Origin of the sequence: Bradyrhizobium liaoningense (assembly GCF_018130785.1) — a bacterium.
In the GTDB taxonomy this organism is placed as follows: domain Bacteria; phylum Pseudomonadota; class Alphaproteobacteria; order Rhizobiales; family Xanthobacteraceae; genus Bradyrhizobium; species Bradyrhizobium liaoningense_A.
The window spans coordinates 106,321-123,103 of the sequence record NZ_JAFCJT010000021.1 but is presented as its reverse complement, the minus strand read 5'-3'; the positions used below and the strand labels follow the sequence as shown (position 1 = coordinate 123,103).

Annotated in this window: 19 protein-coding genes and 1 pseudogene; 9 read left to right on the top strand and 11 right to left on the bottom strand. The window is 65.0% G+C overall.

Annotation, left to right across the window (positions count from 1 at the left end):
• Positions 1-173: 173 nt before the first annotated feature.
• Positions 174-819 (bottom strand): annotated as a pseudogene (locus JQ627_RS30475) (methyl-accepting chemotaxis protein); the annotation flags it as partial.
• Positions 820-1,117: 298 nt separating this feature from the next.
• On the opposite strand from JQ627_RS30475, the gene JQ627_RS30470 reads away from it, so the two are divergent.
• Together JQ627_RS30470 and JQ627_RS30465 are read left to right on the top strand one after the other, a co-directional pair.
• Entirely contained in the window at positions 1,118-1,510 is a 393-nt protein-coding gene (locus tag JQ627_RS30470; RefSeq protein WP_212488061.1) for a hypothetical protein, read from the top strand.
• A gap of 303 nt (positions 1,511-1,813) precedes the next feature.
• Positions 1,814-2,068 (top strand): hypothetical protein, encoded by a 255-nt coding sequence (locus tag JQ627_RS30465; RefSeq protein ID WP_212488060.1) that lies wholly within the window; start codon positions 1,814-1,816, stop codon positions 2,066-2,068.
• Between the two features lie 40 nt (positions 2,069-2,108).
• On the opposite strand, the gene JQ627_RS39685 is transcribed toward JQ627_RS30465, so the two are convergent.
• The 4 genes from JQ627_RS39685 to JQ627_RS30445 all read right to left on the bottom strand — a co-directional run bounded on the left by JQ627_RS39685 (position 2,109) and on the right by JQ627_RS30445 (position 4,611).
• On the bottom strand, positions 2,109-2,351 hold the full coding sequence (locus JQ627_RS39685; protein WP_212488059.1) for a DUF6719 family protein: 243 nt from the start codon (positions 2,349-2,351) through the stop codon (positions 2,109-2,111).
• 250 nt (positions 2,352-2,601) lie between these two features.
• On the bottom strand, positions 2,602-3,309 hold the full coding sequence (locus JQ627_RS30455) for an outer membrane protein (protein ID WP_212488058.1): 708 nt from the start codon (positions 3,307-3,309) through the stop codon (positions 2,602-2,604).
• A gap of 286 nt (positions 3,310-3,595) precedes the next feature.
• A complete protein-coding gene (locus JQ627_RS30450; RefSeq protein WP_212488057.1) occupies positions 3,596-4,030 on the bottom strand; it encodes a hypothetical protein in 435 nt (144 codons plus the stop codon).
• 212 nt (positions 4,031-4,242) lie between these two features.
• Positions 4,243-4,611 carry a His-rich protein BRANT gene (locus tag JQ627_RS30445; RefSeq protein ID WP_212488056.1) on the bottom strand — a complete coding sequence of 123 codons (369 nt, stop codon included), beginning with the start codon at positions 4,609-4,611 and terminating at the stop codon, positions 4,243-4,245.
• A 251-nt stretch (positions 4,612-4,862) separates the two neighbouring features.
• On the opposite strand from JQ627_RS30445, the gene JQ627_RS30440 reads away from it, so the two are divergent.
• Together JQ627_RS30440 and JQ627_RS30435 are read left to right on the top strand one after the other, a co-directional pair.
• On the top strand, positions 4,863-5,405 hold the full coding sequence (locus tag JQ627_RS30440; protein WP_212488055.1) for a lipopolysaccharide assembly protein LapB: 543 nt from the start codon (positions 4,863-4,865) through the stop codon (positions 5,403-5,405).
• A 109-nt stretch (positions 5,406-5,514) separates the two neighbouring features.
• Entirely contained in the window at positions 5,515-6,900 is a 1,386-nt protein-coding gene (locus JQ627_RS30435; RefSeq protein WP_212488054.1) for a serine hydrolase, read from the top strand.
• Here JQ627_RS30435 and JQ627_RS30430 read toward each other — a convergent pair.
• Positions 6,890-8,467: a S10 family peptidase gene (locus JQ627_RS30430; protein WP_212488053.1), complete on the bottom strand. Its 1,578-nt coding sequence runs from the start codon at positions 8,465-8,467 to the stop codon at positions 6,890-6,892. The genes JQ627_RS30435 and JQ627_RS30430 overlap by 11 nt on opposite strands.
• A 250-nt stretch (positions 8,468-8,717) precedes the next feature.
• Between JQ627_RS30430 and JQ627_RS30425 the strand changes: the two genes are divergently transcribed.
• The 3 genes from JQ627_RS30425 to JQ627_RS30415 all read left to right on the top strand — a co-directional run bounded on the left by JQ627_RS30425 (position 8,718) and on the right by JQ627_RS30415 (position 10,734).
• On the top strand, positions 8,718-9,497 hold the full coding sequence (locus JQ627_RS30425) for an NAD kinase (RefSeq protein WP_212488052.1): 780 nt from the start codon (positions 8,718-8,720) through the stop codon (positions 9,495-9,497).
• 85 nt (positions 9,498-9,582) lie between these two features.
• Positions 9,583-10,128 carry a response regulator gene (locus JQ627_RS30420; RefSeq protein ID WP_140981728.1) on the top strand — a complete coding sequence of 182 codons (546 nt, stop codon included), beginning with the start codon at positions 9,583-9,585 and terminating at the stop codon, positions 10,126-10,128.
• Positions 10,129-10,155: 27 nt separating this feature from the next.
• Entirely contained in the window at positions 10,156-10,734 is a 579-nt protein-coding gene (locus tag JQ627_RS30415; RefSeq protein WP_212488051.1) for an Hpt domain-containing protein, read from the top strand.
• A gap of 139 nt (positions 10,735-10,873) precedes the next feature.
• Here the strand turns inward: JQ627_RS30415 and JQ627_RS30410 are convergent, their stop codons facing one another.
• The 4 genes from JQ627_RS30410 to folE form a co-directional block, all read right to left on the bottom strand.
• The gene (locus tag JQ627_RS30410) at positions 10,874-12,049 is read right to left on the bottom strand and encodes a DUF2336 domain-containing protein (protein WP_212488050.1); all 1,176 of its coding nucleotides are present in this window, start codon (positions 12,047-12,049) and stop codon (positions 10,874-10,876) included.
• A 157-nt stretch (positions 12,050-12,206) separates the two neighbouring features.
• The gene (locus JQ627_RS30405; protein WP_249143502.1) at positions 12,207-13,226 is read right to left on the bottom strand and encodes a lytic transglycosylase domain-containing protein; all 1,020 of its coding nucleotides are present in this window, start codon (positions 13,224-13,226) and stop codon (positions 12,207-12,209) included.
• Between the two features lie 139 nt (positions 13,227-13,365).
• Entirely contained in the window at positions 13,366-13,788 is a 423-nt protein-coding gene (gene hisI, locus JQ627_RS30400) for a phosphoribosyl-AMP cyclohydrolase (RefSeq protein WP_212488048.1), read from the bottom strand.
• A gap of 29 nt (positions 13,789-13,817) precedes the next feature.
• Positions 13,818-14,510, bottom strand: a complete 693-nt coding sequence (folE, locus tag JQ627_RS30395; protein WP_212488047.1) for a GTP cyclohydrolase I FolE — start codon at positions 14,508-14,510, stop codon at positions 13,818-13,820.
• A gap of 241 nt (positions 14,511-14,751) precedes the next feature.
• On the opposite strand from folE, the gene JQ627_RS30390 reads away from it, so the two are divergent.
• Positions 14,752-15,207 (top strand): iron-sulfur cluster assembly scaffold protein, encoded by a 456-nt coding sequence (locus JQ627_RS30390; RefSeq protein ID WP_212488046.1) that lies wholly within the window; start codon positions 14,752-14,754, stop codon positions 15,205-15,207.
• A gap of 61 nt (positions 15,208-15,268) precedes the next feature.
• Here the strand turns inward: JQ627_RS30390 and JQ627_RS30385 are convergent, their stop codons facing one another.
• Positions 15,269-16,165, bottom strand: coding sequence for a hypothetical protein (locus JQ627_RS30385; RefSeq protein WP_212488076.1), 897 nt, complete (start codon positions 16,163-16,165; stop codon positions 15,269-15,271).
• Positions 16,166-16,407: 242 nt separating this feature from the next.
• Between JQ627_RS30385 and yidD the strand changes: the two genes are divergently transcribed.
• Positions 16,408-16,746, top strand: a complete 339-nt coding sequence (gene yidD / locus JQ627_RS30380) for a membrane protein insertion efficiency factor YidD (RefSeq protein WP_212488045.1) — start codon at positions 16,408-16,410, stop codon at positions 16,744-16,746.
• Positions 16,747-16,783: the final 37 nt, after the last annotated feature.

Sequence of the window (16,783 nt, the reverse complement as noted above, 5' to 3'; positions counted from 1 at the left end):
ACATGAGGTAGCATGCGCGCACGATGCGTTCGACCAATCCCAGAGAGAAGGCCAACATCGTTGCCGGCGCCGCGACGGCTGTCGTCATGACGGCCGTGCTGTTGATACTGGCGCTCGGTTTCCTGCTCGCGCGATAGAGGGCGCGCGGGCGAATGCCGGCGCGCACCAATTTGCGCCGCGCGCACGGTCCGCAAGAATTTTCCGACTTCGTCCTTCAGCCGGTCGCTGTCGGTCGCCAGCATCTTGGCGGTCGAGAGCACCTGCGAGGATGCCGAGCCGGTCTCGGCCGCGCCGCGCTGCACGTCGGTGATGTTGGTGGAGACCTGCTGGGTGCCGTGAGCGGCCTGCTGCACGTTGCGCGAGATCTCCTGGGTTGCCGCGCCCTGCTCCTCGACGGCCGCGGCAATGGTGGACGACACCTCCGACAGCCGCTCGATTGTCGCGGAAATGTCGCGGATCGCGTTGACGGATTCCTGGGTCGCGGTCTGGATGCCGGAAATCTGCTGGCTGATCTCGCCGGTCGCCTTCGCCGTCTGCTCGGCCAGGATCTTCACCTCGGAGGCGACGACCGCGAAGCCGCGGCCGGCCTCGCCGGCACGTGCCGCCTCGATCGTGGCGTTCAGCGCCAGCAGGTTGGTCTGGCCAGCAATCGTGTTGATCAGCTCGACGACGTCGCCGATCCGCGTGGCCGCGATAGAGAGCTCGCTGACCCGCTCGGTCGTGGTGCGCGCCTGGGTTGACGGCCTCGCCCGCCATCCGCGCGGATTCCTGCACCTGCCGGCTGATCTCGTTGACCGACGACGACAGCTCCTCCGTCGAGCCCAACGTCAACCCGCGCGAGCGATAGCGCTCACCTCGGCGATGCCTCCGTGCCCGCCTCGGGCCGGCCTTGGACCCGCGCCAATTCTTCCACGAACGCGATCACCTCCGCCCTCTTGTCGGGCGGCAGCGACAAGAACGCACGGACGAGCCTCAGGCCCTGCGCTTCGTCGGACTGGTCTGGTTTGACGTCCATCCCACACTGTCGGGCGATCGGGAAAAATATGCAATCCCCCGCCGGACACCTCCTTGATTCGGCCGGCCAGCTTTGCTGGAATAGCTCCAACAGAGGTGGACCATGAAGTGGATCAGGGAGCGCGACGCACTGATCGCGCAGACAATGGCCTTCGTCCAATCGGTAACCGGCAAAAGGGATGACTTCCATCCGCCGGAGACCCCGACGGCTGCACCGGACGTGCCGGTGGGGATTGTCACGGTCGAGACCTTGGCCGTCGAGACCTTTGCGGTCGAGATCGAGCCGCCGCAAATCGCCCCGCCGCCCCCGCCGGTCGTGATCACGCCAGCACGGACAAGCGGCGATTTTCGTTCCGAGATGCAGACCCGCATTGCCAATTTCCGCAAACATCAGGAGCGGTTCGAGCGCGAGCGGGAAGAATATTGTGCGGCTACCCTGACCAAGCTCCGCGCCGCGATCCGAGACCCCTCCCTCCGTCCGCCAACCGAAGGGTAGCTGGCGGTTCGGTCAGGCACCTACAGCCAGGACCACACCAGCCAGAGATTGGCCGCACAGGCGCCGAACAGTGCCAGCGTCAGTGGCAGCAGCATGTGCCCGCAGCATGTTTTGAGGTCGGTCGTCATGGCCGAAAACATCCGCTGATTCCGGCAAACGAGTCCCAAGGTTTCTTTTTTTGGGGATTCAGGACTCGTTAAGGACTCAGGGACCGGCGTTTCTGATCACGCCCCCGTGATCGACGAGCCGCCCGGAACCTCTTGCCCCGCCAAGCCGTTAACGCGCTTTCCGGGAGCGGGAAGAATGCCCTACGCCCTGTTCTGCAACGACGCCCAAATCAGCAAGGCTTATCCCAGCGAGGCCGACGTCTGGAAGCTCGCGCAGCAAAGCGGCCTCGTCGTGGATATCGGCACCGACGACCGGCGCCACGGGCCGCGCCGGGTCCTGGACAATGAATACGAGATCAAGCCCTGTCGGGCCGCCCAAGGCGAGGACCCCGCCAGGAACAAGGCGGAGGCCGAACGGCAGTCGAGGATGGAGCTTGAGCTGAATTCCTGAGGTTCGGCCGGAAGCCCAAGGTGGCTCAGGAAGGGATCTCTCAGGGGGTCGCGGTCGCCAGCGAGGCCTGCTCGCCCGCCAGCACCACGCAGGCCTTGCGGCGGTGCAGCCCGCGGATCGCGCCTGTGACCTTCAGCACCTTGCCGGATGGGCACGAAGCGTCCTTGACGAAGGCCACCTCATAGGGTGCCAGCATCAGAGGCTCGGATTTGAGGATTGTCTGTGCAGCGCATGGCAAGGAGATGAAGCACGAGAGCAATACTGCCGACACAAAGATACGCATGTCCGTCGTCCCACCAGCCCGGTAATTCTCATATAACGCCTTCCGGAGCGCGAGTTCCGTAAGCGGCAAAAATTATTTTTGCTTTACGCCAATCCCATGACGCGCGTGAGAAGGCGCGCGCCCGACCGTTTGCTTGCAAATGACGCGCCAGATGGTTCACGCAAAGCAAACAACCGGGTGGCAAACGGGGCCTGGCAAACGAAAGGCCGGCATGAGCCGGCCTTTGTCAGATCGTGGTCGCTGCTGGGCGTCAGTAGCGCGAAGCGGCCGGACCGCCCCAGCCGAAGCGGTAGTTCACGCCGACCTTGACCGTATGCTCGTCCTCCCGGCCCCGGACGCCGACGATGTCGGCCGGACCGGAGGTGAAGGTCGTGCTGCCAAAGTTGTAGTACTGGTACTCGGCCTTGGCCGACCAGCTCGGTGCGAACATGTATTCGAGGCCAGCACCGACGGTGTAGCCGTCCTTGCTGTTGCCGGTGGCGGTGAAGGGCTGCGCCACGCCGGCGACGTTGACGCCAAGGCCGCCATTGCGCCAGGCGTAACCACCCTTTGCGTAGAGCAGCGTCGGGCCCCAGGTGTAGCCGATGCGGCCGGTCACCGACCCGAGCTGGTCGGTGTTGGACGTCACCTGCGTACCCAGCGGGAACGTGACACCATTGTTGTTGGTCGGCAGCCAGGAGTACTGGGCCTCGATACCCACCACCCAGTTGGGTGCGAACTGATAGTCGAAGCCGCCCTGCACGCCGCCCAGGAAGCGCGCGTCGCTGGACTGGAAGCTGCTGTCGCCGGCAAAGGCGCCGCCGACATGGCCGCCGATGTAGAAACCGGTCCAGTTGTAGATCACCTGCGGCGGCGTATAGGCCGGAGCCTTGGTGTAGGGGCGCGGCTGTATGTCGGCTGCTGTGGCCGGCGCGGCCAGCGCGAGCAGAGCGGCTGCGCCAAGTAAAATCGACTTCATGCTTATCCCCGTTCTTTCAATTACGACACTCAGGAAACAACGTGGCGTGAATTGGGTTGCTTCGCGGCGATGCCGGAACGTTGATCGTTCGCAACTGTGACGGGACGGCAACAACGCGATTTTGTTCCGCCACGACCGCTTGCGCCGACAGGTTTTGTCGTTGGCACAAGACCTGCCGTAACGATTTGTCGCAAGACGGAACCGCCCCGTTCAAAGCTCGCCGAAATGTGATCCAGCGGCTCCGGCAGCTTCCGTCTACCACCGGGCGATGAAGGCGGCCTTTGCGTTACCGCGTCATCTTTTCCAGTTCCGGAAAGGGTACGTAAACCGCACCAGCGCAGAGCTCGCTGGCGCGGTCGACGACGCGATCCCCGCGCCCGTTGACGAAGATCACGGCACGCTCGCGCATGGCCTTGTAGCTGCCGTCGGTCTCGCGGGGCGTGAAGTGCAGGCAGCTCACATAGAACTGGCGCCCGCCAACTTCGCGCTGCACCGGCTCGGCCATGCTGGCGTCGCGCACGCCGACAGGATTGTTGAGATAGGAGCGCATCAAGGCCAGCGTGTCGCTGCGGAAATTGTCGGGAAATACCTGCGGCCCTCCAGCCTGGCTTCCGCCCATCAGGGTTGGACGGTCACCGTCGCTGCCGAAACATCCCGCGAGCGCCGCCGGCAATGCCAGAACCAACGCCAGGATCACCGCACGTTTCGCCAATCGCCCCACAGGCCACGCTCTCCGCTCGATCAGACTCGGAGGATGTTCTAGCCTCAAGGTTGCACGAAGGGAATTCGGTCCTGTCCGTAGGCTGCGCAAATAACGCACCGCCCCGCCGCCGGCGCCTGCGCTTTCGCGCTGACGCCGAGACGACGGGCCGGGCTGAATTCCGCACGCGACGGCGGGGCAATGCCAGGGATGCCGCCGCGCCGGATCAGTCGTTAGCTGCGCTTGTCGATGGTCGCCGGCTTGGTCGCGTCAGGCTGCGCCTTCAGCGACTTCTTGGCCGACAGATGCTTGTGGTGGTGACGATGCGTGCGCACAGCCTTGTGCTCGTCGGGCGTGACCGCGGCGTTGGCGTTCATCGCCTTCGACTTGGTGTCCGCCTTGGCATCAGCCTTGACGTCGGTGGCCTTGGTGTCGGCCTTGACGGCAGCGTCGGGTTTCACCGCGGAGGTCGACGCCTTGGTCGGGCTCTGATCCGCCTTGATCACCGGCGCGGCCGTAGTGGTCTTGCCTGCCTCGGCGGCGAACGCCGGGGCTGCGATCACGGAGGCGGCGAGCAAGGCTGCGGAAATGGTCTTCAACATGGTCGGTCTCCTCTTGGAAGGATCTTGAGGCGGCGCCCTCTCGCCAACCCTTCGATCGTAGGTGGGAGCCTAGGGGCTGCGCACTGAACCCAGTCTGAAGCCCGTTGTGGGCTTGCGTTCATCTCGATGACAAGTTTGTCATCCGCGGAGGAGCGAATAGATCGTGCGAAGCGGGAATGTTTTTGCCCGTTGGGTGTTCCGGTCTTCGGGCAATCGTGTAGGATCGCCACGTTCCATACGGGAGAATTTAGATGCGCAAACTCTCTACGCTTCTTGTGCCGGGACTTGTCGCCATGACCCTGGCGGCCGGGCCGGCCCTGACCAGCGCCTATGCCGCGGGCAGCGACGAGCCCTCCTCGCCGCCGAAGTCGGACAGCTCGACCAAGAAGGGCAAGAAGAAGAGCTCCTCCGTCAGCGATCCTAAATTCCTCGCCGCCTATCGCACCGCCTACACCACGATCTACGACGGTCACGACTACACGAGCGCGATCGACCAGCTGAAGTCGCTCAAGCGTGATGACGTCGCCGACGTCGCCAATTTGATCGGCTACTCCTATCGCAAGCTCGGCGACTACCAGTCGTCGAAGGTCTATTACGAGCTGGCGCTGAAGGACGATCCGAACCACGTCCGCACCTGGCAATATTACGGCCTCTGGCAGCTCGAGCAGGGCAACCGCGAACAGGCGCAGTATCATCTGAACAAGATCGCCTCGCTCGCCGGCACCGACAGCTCGGAGTATCGCTCGCTTGCCGCCGCGCTCGACAAGCCGACCGGCGCTACGCTCGTCTACTGAGCGATCGCATCCCTGGACGAACCGAACGGGCACAACCTCGGGGTTGTGCCCGTTCTGCTTTCTCGGTTAGCCTCTCGCATCAAATCTTTCCCCCGCAAACCGGTGCGCAATGGACACGTGGCTGCGATCCGCGATCGACTACATCGGCTCCTGGATCGAATTCCAACAGACGATGTTCCAGCAGCCGGGTGTCCTCGTCGCATTCGTCCATCGCGGCGAGGTCGTCGCCGAGCATGCGTTCGGTCTTGCCAATCTCGACACCGGCGAGAAACTCACCCCGCGCCACCGCTTCCGCATCGCCTCGCATTCGAAGAGCTTTACCTCCGCGGGCATCATGAAGCTGCGCGAGCAGCGCAAGCTCCGGCTCGATGATCCCATCGGCCAGTATGTCGGCGGCCTGCATCCGCGCGTCGCCGAGACGACGATTGCGCAGGTGCTCTCGCACAGCGCGGGGCTGGCGCGCGACGGCGCCGATTCCGGCCAGTTCACCGACAACCGCCCCTATCTGAACGCGAAGGAGCTGATTGCGGAGCTGAAGCTCGCGACCGCGATCGAGCCCGGCACGCGCTTCAAATACTCCAATCACGGCTTTGGCCTGATCGGCCTCGTCATTGAAGCCGTGACGAAGGAGCCCTACTCCGTCTGGATCAAACGCGAGATCGTCGAACCCGCAGGCCTCCGCGAGACCGAGCCGGACGCACCGCTCCCCAGGGGAGCATTGCTTGCGTGCGGCCACACGCGAAGGGTACCGCTGGGCGAGCGCGGCGTGATCCCCGGCGACAATCCCACGCATGCGATGGCGTCCGCGACTGGCTTCGCTGCCACCGCCGGCGACACGGCGCGCTTTTTCGCGCAGCTCGCACCCAATGCCAAAAAGAGCGTGCTGTCAGTTGCAAGCCGCCGCGAGATGACGCGGCATCAATGGCGCATCCCGCAAACCTTCGAGGCCTATTACGGTCTCGGCGTCAACGCCGGCAAGACCGACGGCTGGGACTGGTTCGGCCATAGCGGCGGATTCCAGGGCTACATCTCGCGAACCTGCTCGATCCCCGCCTGCGAGCTTGCGATCAGCATTCTCAGCAACTCGCTCGACGGCGCGGCGCCGTTCTGGATGGACGGCGCGATGCAGATCCTGCGCGTGTTCAAGACGCGCGGCGCGCCCGACCGGCGCGTGCGCGACTGGACCGGCCGCTGGTGGACGATCTGGGGCGCGAGCGACCTCGTGCCGGTCGGCAACCGCGTGCTCGTCGCCAATCCGCAGTTCAACAATCCGTTCATGGATGCGACCGAGATCGAGGTCACCGGCCGCGATATCGGCAAGATCGCCTGGGGCGCCGGCTACGCCAGCCATGGAGAGCCGGTTCGCCGCATCCGCAACGCGCGCGGCAAAGTCAGCGACATCTGGATCGCCGGGGCACACGTGAAGCCGGCGACCGTCGTGGCGAAGGAGATCGAGCGGAGGTACAAGCCGCGCAAGCGCCGGCCTACTCCCTGATCAAAGCCTCGACCTCGCTCCGGAACGCCTGCCGCGAGCCGTCGCGCGAATAGAACATGTGGCCACCGGGATAGACGACGAACTTGGTGCGCTGCGTCGCAAAGGCCGGGAGTTGGTCGAGCACCCGCTTCGACCCGAAATAGGGCGTGGCGAGATCGAACAGGCCGTGTGCGGCCAGCACGTTCAGCTTCGCGTCGGTGGCGAGGATCTGGCGCAGATCCGACACCGATTGCGGCGGGTTGATGCCGCGGCCGAAATCCCATTGGCCTTCGACGGCGCCGTTCAGGACTTCGTAGGAGCCATCGGGCCGCCAGTTGAGCTTGCGTGTCAGCACATCGACCGCCGCGCTCGTCAGCGGCGCCTGGAGCGCATCGCCCGAGGGATCGCCGAAGCGCGAATTGCCCGAATCCGGATAAGGATCGAAGCCGCGCACGGAAGCATCGTAGCGGCCGGTCACCTTGCCGTTCCTGCGGTCGAACTCGCGGCGGAATTCACCGACGTCGAAACGGCCGGCGAGCCGGCGGCTCACGGCCTGATCGATACCTGTGAGCTCGGCGACCTTGTCGGCAAGACGATTGGTGGCCTCCTTGTCCGCCTCGCCCTTGACGAGGTCAGCCAGGAATTCGCCCCGCGCATAAGCCTCGACGTCGGCGAGATCGGCGCGCGTAACCGACCCCTTCACCGCTCCCTGGGCTTCGCGCGCCACCGCGACATAGCTCGGCAGCGTCGCGACATATTGCAGGAGGCTGGTGCCGGTGAATTCGCGGAAGTCCAAGAGCGGCGACACCAGGATCAATCCCCTGACGCCGACGCCATGCTGGAGCTGCAACTGGCGCACAACCTTCGGCCCGCGAATGCCGCCATAGCTTTCGCCGGCGACATATTTCGGCGAGGTCAGCCGGTCGTGCTTCTCCAGCCAGCGGCGGATCACGAGCGCGATCGAATTGACGTCGCCGTCAACGGAGTAGAAGGACTTGCGCGCGTCCTCGCTGTTCGCAACGAAGCGGCTGTAGCCGGTGCTGACGGGATCGATGAAGACGAGATCGGTGAAGTCGAGCCACGTCTCCGCGTTCGGCTTCACCTCAGGTGAGGCGGACGGCGACAGCGCTTCGCCATCGAGCGGCAGCCGCCACGGACCCGCGGCACCGAACTGGAGCCAGGCCGAGGACGCGCCTGGCCCGCCGTTGAACAGGAACGTCACGGGGCGCGTCGCGCGGTCGGGACCATCGAGCTCATAGGACGTATAGGCGATGTCGGCGAGCGGCTCACCCTTGCCGTCGAACACGCGGATCGAGCCGGCGGTCGCGGTGAAGTTGAGTGTACGGCCCGGCAGATCGAGCGTCTGCTTCGTGGTCGAATCCGACGGAAGACGATGCGGCTCGGCGGACGATGAATTCTGTGACGCGCCAGGCGCGTTGCCGCCGCGCCCACCCTTCTGTCCCGCTGGGGCCGTCGTCTCGGCGCGCGGCTGCGGCGGATCGTCCGCGCGGGCAAATCCCGCGAGCGCGAACGTCGACACCGCCAGTACCAGGGTCGCGCGGCGGAGCGCCGGCAAACGCATGACCATGACCGTTCTCCTTGTCCGGCTGCGAGAGCCGGCGAGTATCGAAAGGCTAGCAAGAAATTGCGACGGTTTGGGGGATTGCCGGCTCAACGGCGCCTGAAGAAGCCGGTCGGGCACAAATCGACCCGGATTTGCCCTGAATCGGGACGGACGCTGTTTGCCTTGAAGAGCGGTCCTTCTCGACAATGGAGGCCCAGGTCGTATAGACGAGCCCGGCGGAACTTTCTCCAGCCAGCGGCCCTGCCCGGAAGCCATGACCAAGCCAGCGCGATACAACCGGATCGCCTTCGTCGCCAGCCCGAGCAGCGAGGCGCAAACCGCCTTCAGCCAGCTCTGCAGTGACTACGGCAATTGCGACCCGAAGGAGGCCGACGTCGTGGTTGCCCTCGGCGGCGATGGTCTCATGCTCCAGACGCTGCACCGGAACATGCACACGGGAAAGCCGATCTACGGCATGCACCGCGGCACCGTCGGCTTCCTGATGAACGAGTACTCGACGGTCGACCTTCGCGCCCGTCTCGAGGCGGCGCAGGAATCCGAGATCAACCCGCTCTTGATGCGCGCCACCGACGTCAACGACCGCGTCCACCTGCATCACGCCATCAACGAGGTCGCCCTGTTCCGGCAGACCTACCAGGCCGCGCGCCTGCGGATCCTGATCGACGAGCGCGAGCGCATGCCCGAGCTGATCGCCGACGGCATCATGGTGGCGACGCCCGCCGGCTCCACCGCCTACAATCTGTCCGCGCAGGGACCGATCCTGCCGATCAACGCCGCGCTGCTGGCGCTGACGCCGATCAGCGCCTTCCGCCCGCGCCGCTGGCGCGGCGCGCTGCTGCCCAATACGGCTTACGTCGTGATCGAGGTGCTGGAGGGCGACAAGCGGCCCGTGGCGGCGGTCGCCGACCACGACGAGGTGCGCGATGTCCGCCGTGTCGAGGTCCTCTCCGACAAGACCATCTCGATGCGCATGCTGTTCGACCCCGGTCACAGCCTGGAAGAGCGGATCCTGCGCGAGCAATTCGGCTCCTGAGCGCTTCGCCAGGCCGCCGATCGCAACCCTTCGTTAACCCCGGCGCGATATGGTTAACGAAAGTTGACCGCTTCGGCCCGGGGCCATGTTCCGCATCGATTTCAACAAGCTGCGCTTCCTCGTCTGCGACGACAATCCGCACATGCGCCGCATCCTGCGGACGCTGCTGCATTCCTTCGGCGCACGCGAGGTCTATGAAGCCGAGGACGGCGCAACTGCGCTGGAAATGTACAGCCATTACGTGCCCGACATCGTCATCACCGACTGGGCGATGCCGATCTTCGACGGGCTCGAGCTCGCGCAGATGATCCGGCAGCCGGAATCCAAGGGCAATCCTTACGCGCCGATCATCATGCTGACCGGCCATTCCGAGAAGCGCCGCGTCACCGTCGCGCGCGATGCCGGCGTCACCGAATTCCTGGCCAAGCCGATCTCGGCCAAGGGACTCTACCAGCGCATCCTCAACGTGGTCGCCAGTCCCCGCCCCTTCATCAAGACCAAGACCTATTTCGGGCCCGACCGGCGCCGCAACACCAACTCCGCCTATATGGGTCCCGAACGCCGCGTCGGCGAAAAGCATGAGGTGATGCAACAACCCTCGCTGCTCGACAAGGCGCGGTCCTCCATCTAGCGCAACGTCTCACGCGAGGCAGGTATCATGGCGAAGAACAGCGCAAGGGACATCGAGGTCACGGCCTTCGCCACGCACCAGATCATCACGCAGCCCAATCCGCTGCGCAAGGTTCTGCGCCGTGTCGAAAAAAAGGACATGGACGATCCGATCGGCCGCGCCGAGCAGGCGCTGGCAGGCCTCTCCGGCGAGTTCAAGGACTGGATGACGACCGAAGTCAACCGTCTCTCCGCCGCCCATGACGCCGTCCGCAACGATGGCTTCACCAAGGACAGGCGCGATGAGCTATTCCGCGCCGCGCACGACATCAAGGGCGACGCTGCGACATTCGGCTATCCGACAGCGGCGGGAGTCGCGGAGAGCCTGTGCCGCATCATCGAGCACGCGCCCGATCTCGACAAGGTGCCGGCCGAGCTGTTCACGCACCACATCAACGCCATCCTCGCCATCGTGCATGAAAACACCAAGCTCGACAGCATCAGCGTCTCCGCCGAGCTCAGCCGCCGCCTGCGCAAGGTCGCCGACGACTATCTCGCCGACGTCAACCGCGATCGCCCCGAGCATCTCGAGGTGATTTTGGCACCGAGCATCGTGCCTGCGGAGTAACGCCCCGGCGCCCTCCTCTCGTCATTGCGAGCGCAAGTGTCGTAGGGTGGGCAAAGCGAAGCGTGCCCACCAACTAATATAAGCTGTGCGGATAAGTGGTGGGCACGGCATATGCGCCTTTGCCCCCTGCGGCATCTCGCTATGCCGCAATCAAATCATCATAGATCGGATCGACCGCGTCATCCGCGACGAGCTCGTCGCAGAACAGCCTTGCCTCTTCGCGCGCGGATTCCGTGGCGAAGCGGCGGAGCAGGACCATCAGCGGTTCGGTGGCGCCGCGGTCGGTCTCGCAATGGGTGAGCACGCGCTCGACCATGCGCCGGCGCAGCCGCGCCGCGCTGTCGTCAGTATCGACAAAACCTTGCTCGTGGCAGGCATCGAGCGCGACCTGGAACGCCGCAAAGGTCGCCTCGGGCAGCCCGGCGCGGCGGAGCAGCGCGTGCAGGCTGTTGCCGCCGCGATCGTGCAGCAGCGCGGAGACGCGCGCCAGCGGCAGGTCGGCGAGTTCGGCGAGCGCCGCGTCGAACAGATCGAGATTGCTCGACAGCAGCGCGCGCAGGATGAGGCCGGCGGTGAGCTGGCCCGTGATGCGCAGGTGGCGCACCAGGCCCTGCATGTCCTCGCCGCGCGAGCGCGCCGCGATGTTCATGGTCGAGCGGTCGCGCGCCTCGGTCGCGATGCGCTCGGCGCGATCGGCGGTCAGCCAGTTCCGCGCCACAACGAATTGCGCCAGCGTCTCGGAGAGTTTTGCCACCAGCGCGGCGCGCGTTGCGGCCGGCAGATCCTCCAGCACCAGCATAGCCTCGCGGATCGCGGCGAGATGACCGTGACGCTCGACGATGCGGTCCCAGGAGAACGGCGCAAGCTCGGCGTGAGGGTTCTCGATCAGCTCGAGAGCTGCCGCCGCACAGCCGACTTCGGCAATCGCGGCGCAGACCGAGACCGGCAACGCGATGCGGCGCGCGACCGCGCATTGCACCTCGTCATTGCCGGTCGCGACGATATCGACGAGATCGGCATCGATCAGCAGCGGAGAATGTTCGAGCACGGGCAGCGCGACGGTCGGCTGGTCCGCCGACAGCGCCCGCACGATCGATGCCGGAGCATCGGTGCTGCGCGCAAATGCCTCGGCCATCGCCTGCCGCACCAGCGGCGAGGCATCGTCGAGCAGCATCAGGAGCGCGCCTTCGGCGGCGACGCGGTCGTCATGGGAAAGATCCGAGATCAGCCAGGCCCGGGCCAACGCCCGCGTTGCCTCGGCCCGCTCGCCGGCGGGCGCTGTCCTGATCCAATGGATGAACTGCCGAACAATCATGGTGCTTCCGGCTTACGCAACGAAGACGAAGCGGTGACGGCTCGTCACCTGCAACACAAAATAAACCACGACGCTTAACAAAGCGTTCACCATAACCGGCTGGTTTTATTGACGTTTTGTTAAGGGAACAAGGGCGCCTGCGCGGCGCGGATCTCGACTAGCTCGAGAACGTCCCGCTGCGATCGCTGAAGAGATCGAGCGGCTGCGGCGGACGCACATCGGGCGTCGCTGATGCGACCGAGGTGAGCGAGGCGTTGTTGCCCCACAATTTCTGCACCGTGGTCGAGACCGGCTGCGTGGTGTCGCCGGGCTGATAGATCGAGCGGAAAGCCGGCGTGACCGGCGTGTTGTCTGCAACGGTCGTTGACGACGTCGCGCCCACCGGCATCGCGGCATTCGTATTGGGGAAAGTCTGGAGATAAGCGGCGTTGTCGACCATCGGCGCAGCCAGCTGCATGCCGTTGGCGCTCGCGACCTGCGTGGTCGACGGCGTGTCGCCATACAGCGCCATCGCACCGCGGGTCGTCTTGGAATTCGCCGCGCTGGCGTAACGTGCGTCGAGCACCGAATAGACCTCGGAGATACTGCGCGCGCGGCCGTCCTTGGCGTAAAAGATCGAGCGATTGGCGGAGGCCGCATTGGGAAACAGCCGCGCGCCGACGGCTTGCGGATTGTCCTCGGCATTGGCGATCAGTTTCGCGGCGCCGCCGACGCCCATGAAGTGCGCCATGTAGAGCTCGCTGTCGGACGGCCTGCGGCCGAGCAGCCCGGTGAGCTTGAAGCTGTTCGACTGCGTCAGCGCCGCCGCCATGGTGGATGCGGCTTCCGGATCGTCGCGCAGCTTCATGATCGACCGTTTCATCACGGGATCATCGACGGTGTAACCACCCGACGAGGTCCTGGTGATGGCGTCGGAATAATTGCCATAGCCGAGCTGGGTGCCCGCCTCCTTCACCGTCCCGAGCCAGGTCTGATCGATGAACTGGTAGAGGCCGTGCGCGGACGACGTGGTGGCGCCCGCCGTCGGATCGAAATCTGATTCCATCTTGGCGGTGGTCAGCATGTACTGGAAGCTGACGCCGGTCCGGCTGGAGACCTGCTTGATCGCGCCGGCGACGCGTGCCCGCGACGGATCGAGACCCGCCGTCTGAGAGGCACTGGAATTGTCGACCGACATGCTGGAGTGCCCGCTCCGTGCGGCGTTGAGCGACGCCGGCAATTCGGCGCCTGTCGTCTCACCGTGGGACAGGTATGGTTAATGCGGAGTTAATCCGCCCCTCGCCGTCTTTACTGCCCGAACCCGGCCTGACGGCGGGCTATTTCGTGTAGACGGCGCCCGGATCGAACAACCGGTCCGCATCGACGAAGACCAGCTTGGCGCCGCCGCCCTCGGCCTCGACCTTGCGGTAGAAGCAGGACCGGCGGCCGGTGTGGCAGGCCGCGCCGATCTGCTCGACACGGATCCAGACCGCGTCCTGGTCGCAATCGGTGCGGATCTCGACCACGCGCTGGGTCTGACCCGACGTCTCACCTTTTCGCCACAGGGCATTGCGCGAGCGGCTGAAGTACCAGGCCTCGCCCGTCGCAATCGTCTTGCGCAGCGCCTCATCGTTCATGTGCGCAACCATGAGCACGTCGCCGGTGGCGACGTCGGTCGCGACGCAGGTCACGAGGCCCGCGGCGTCGAACTTGGGGAGGAAGGCAAGGCCTTCCTCGATCTCATGGGAGTGAGCGGACACTGGCGTCCTCGCTTAAGACATCCGCGAGGTCAGCGCTGCAGACCTCGCACCAGGGACAGGAAACGGGCCTGCTCCGCCGGATTGTCGCGGAACATGCCGGTGAAGCGGCTGGTGAAGGTGGAGGCGCCATGCTTGGCGACGCCGCGCACCGACATGCAGGTATGCTCGGCCTCGATCAACACGGCAACGCCGCGGGGCTTGAGGATCTCGTCGATCGCGGCGGCGATCTGCGCGGTCAAATGCTCCTGGGTCTGGAGCCGGCGGGCGAAGATGTCGGTGAGGCGGGCGAGCTTGGACAGGCCGACGACGCGCTCCACCGGCGTGTAGGCGATGTGCGCCTTGCCGTAGAACGGCATCATGTGATGCTCGCACTGCGAGGTGAACTCGATGTCGCGCACCAGCACGAAGTCGTCATAGCCGGCCGTCTCGCCGAACGTGCGGTCGAGCACCTCGGCCGGGCACTGGTGGTAGCCCTGATAGAGCTCGTCGAAGGCCTCGACCACACGGCGAGGCGTATCCAAAAGACCCTCGCGCTGCGTGTTCTCGCCGATATAGGCGAGCAGCGTCTTCACCGCCTGCTCGGCCTCGGCGCGCGCCGGGCGGGGCTGGTCGGCGCGGACGGCCGCCGCGAGGAATTCGGCAGGATCGAGCTCGGCCGGCCGGCTCTCGAGCTGCCGGTCAGAGGGCTTGTTCGGGCGGATGGATTTGATCGTAGCGTCCATGTCTACTCCGTTCGACGGCCTCGCGGCCGGAGTGTCACCGGCAGACGGGGCGGCAAGCCGCCGGACGCCTGAAGAGAACAGTTTTGACGAAAAAAATCCCCGCGTCATCACGCCGGCAGCGCAGGTCTGGATCACCGCTGCCGCACCGCTGGACTGTTTTTTCGCCAGTTCCAGCCCTATATAGGACCGTGGACGGCGCCCGCCAAGGCCGATCCGGTGCGGAAGTGTTGGACTCCATCACATGCTGAACGACATCTATAACAAGCGGATCATCGAACTGGCCGGGAATATTCCACGCCTCGGACGGCTTCCGGACCCCGATGCCAGCGCCACGGCCCACTCCAAACTGTGCGGTTCAACCGTGAGGATCGACCTCAAGATGGAGGGCGACAGGGTCACCGACTTCGCCCATGACGTGAAGGCCTGCGCCCTCGGACAAGCCTCCTCATCCATCATGGCAAGTCGCGTCGTCGGCTCGACCGCGAGCGAACTCCGTGAGTTACGTGAAACCGTTCGCAAGATGCTCAAGGAGAATGGCGCGCCTCCTGAAGGCAAATGGGAAGAGATCAAATTCCTCGAGCCGGTCCGCGACTACAAGGCGCGCCACGCCTCGACCCTTCTGACCTTCGATGCCGTGGTCGATGCCATCGGCCAGATCGAGGCGAAGGCCAAGCAGCCGGCCACGGCGCAGGGCTAATTTGGTCAAGGTCATTCCGGGACGCGCGCCAGCGTGAGCCCGGAATGACGATAGGGAAATCTTACTTCTGCGAGCCTGCGCTTTGCGCCGCGCCGGTCGGCACCACGACTTCCGCCGTCTTGGTCGACTTGACGGGTTGCGGCTCCGGTTCCTCGCCGAACCTCGCCTGCGTCTTCGGCGCAAGTTCCGCCACTGCGGGGGCCGCGACGTCCACGTGCGGCAGCACGTCGGCCACCAGGTTGGTGGTTACGAGATTGGTGAGCTTCAGCTCGCCAGCATCCAGCTCGTGCAGATCTTCCCACGGCGGCACGCTGAGCGCGAGCGAGAGCAGGTCGCCGGCGCCGCCCATGTCGAACGTGTACTTGGCGAGCCGGCCGATGTCGCGCTCCACGATCATCAGGTCCTGCGCGCTGTAGCTCGCCGCCCTGGCATCGTCGGCACGATCGCCCATCCAGATCTGGTGGACCCGGACGTGAGCGGCTTCCGGCACGTAGCGCTTCTTGCCGGCCAGCAGCAGGAACACGCACATGGATTCGCAATAGGCTTCGGGCACAACCGCCGGACGGGCCGACTGCCCGCCGCGGTTCTGAACGCTGATGCCGACCGTGGTCAAAAGTCCGAGATTGCGGAAGCGCCGGCCGAGCGTGATCGCATCGTTGACGGAACCGCCGCTGGAATCGAGCACCACGGTGGCGCCACCAAGCTGGCGTCCGCGCGAAAACTCCTCGAAATCCCTGGGCGTATCAGCGGTGATGATGCCGACCGCGCTGACCCAGCCGCGGCAGTTCGGCTCGCAGGCGACCCAGCCGAACTTCATCGGAAGCTTGCGCTCTTCGAGGGCGGCACCGGCCCGGGCCGACGACCCGAATGTCGCGACGGCGCCAGCCAGCACGACTCCACAAACGGCTGTTCCTACCAGTAACCAGCCGCGAAGATTGAGCGACTCCAGAAGTTTCAAACCGGTCCCTTCCCCAAGCCCCATTGGCGCGATTATCCCCGCTTCGCGCTCGATGAGTCGATCATACAGACGTATGTTTCCACGAGTGTCACAAAAATGGTATCCGGGGGAATACAGCTCGTCCATACGGACTTGCTGCACTGCTCCCTAAAAACATGCAAAATATGGCACGCGCGCAACACGCTGACGTTCCCTGCGCAGGAACCGCGCAAGTCGAGGCAAAGGTTTGAAGCAGAGCGCACATGAAGCATTCAGCCTCCGGAGTCGGTTCCACAATTGCTGCTTCACTGCTGCGCCAGCCACGTAATCTCGGCCGTGGACTGATCTGGCTGTATCGTCACACGCTGTCGCCGCTGGTCGGCTACAACTGCCGGCACCTGCCGACCTGCTCCGTCTATGGCGATGAGGCGATCGAACGGTTCGGACTGTGGGCCGGTGGCTGGATGACACTCGCGCGCCTGCTCCGCTGCAACCCGTTCGGCACGTCGGGAATCGACAACGTGCCCCTCTCCGCACCGCAAGGCGCGCGCTGGTACTTGCCTTGGCGTTACGCTCGCTGGCGCGGCGTCAACGCAGCCTGAATCTGCCGACCGGGAACGCCGCGGTGCTTCGCGCATC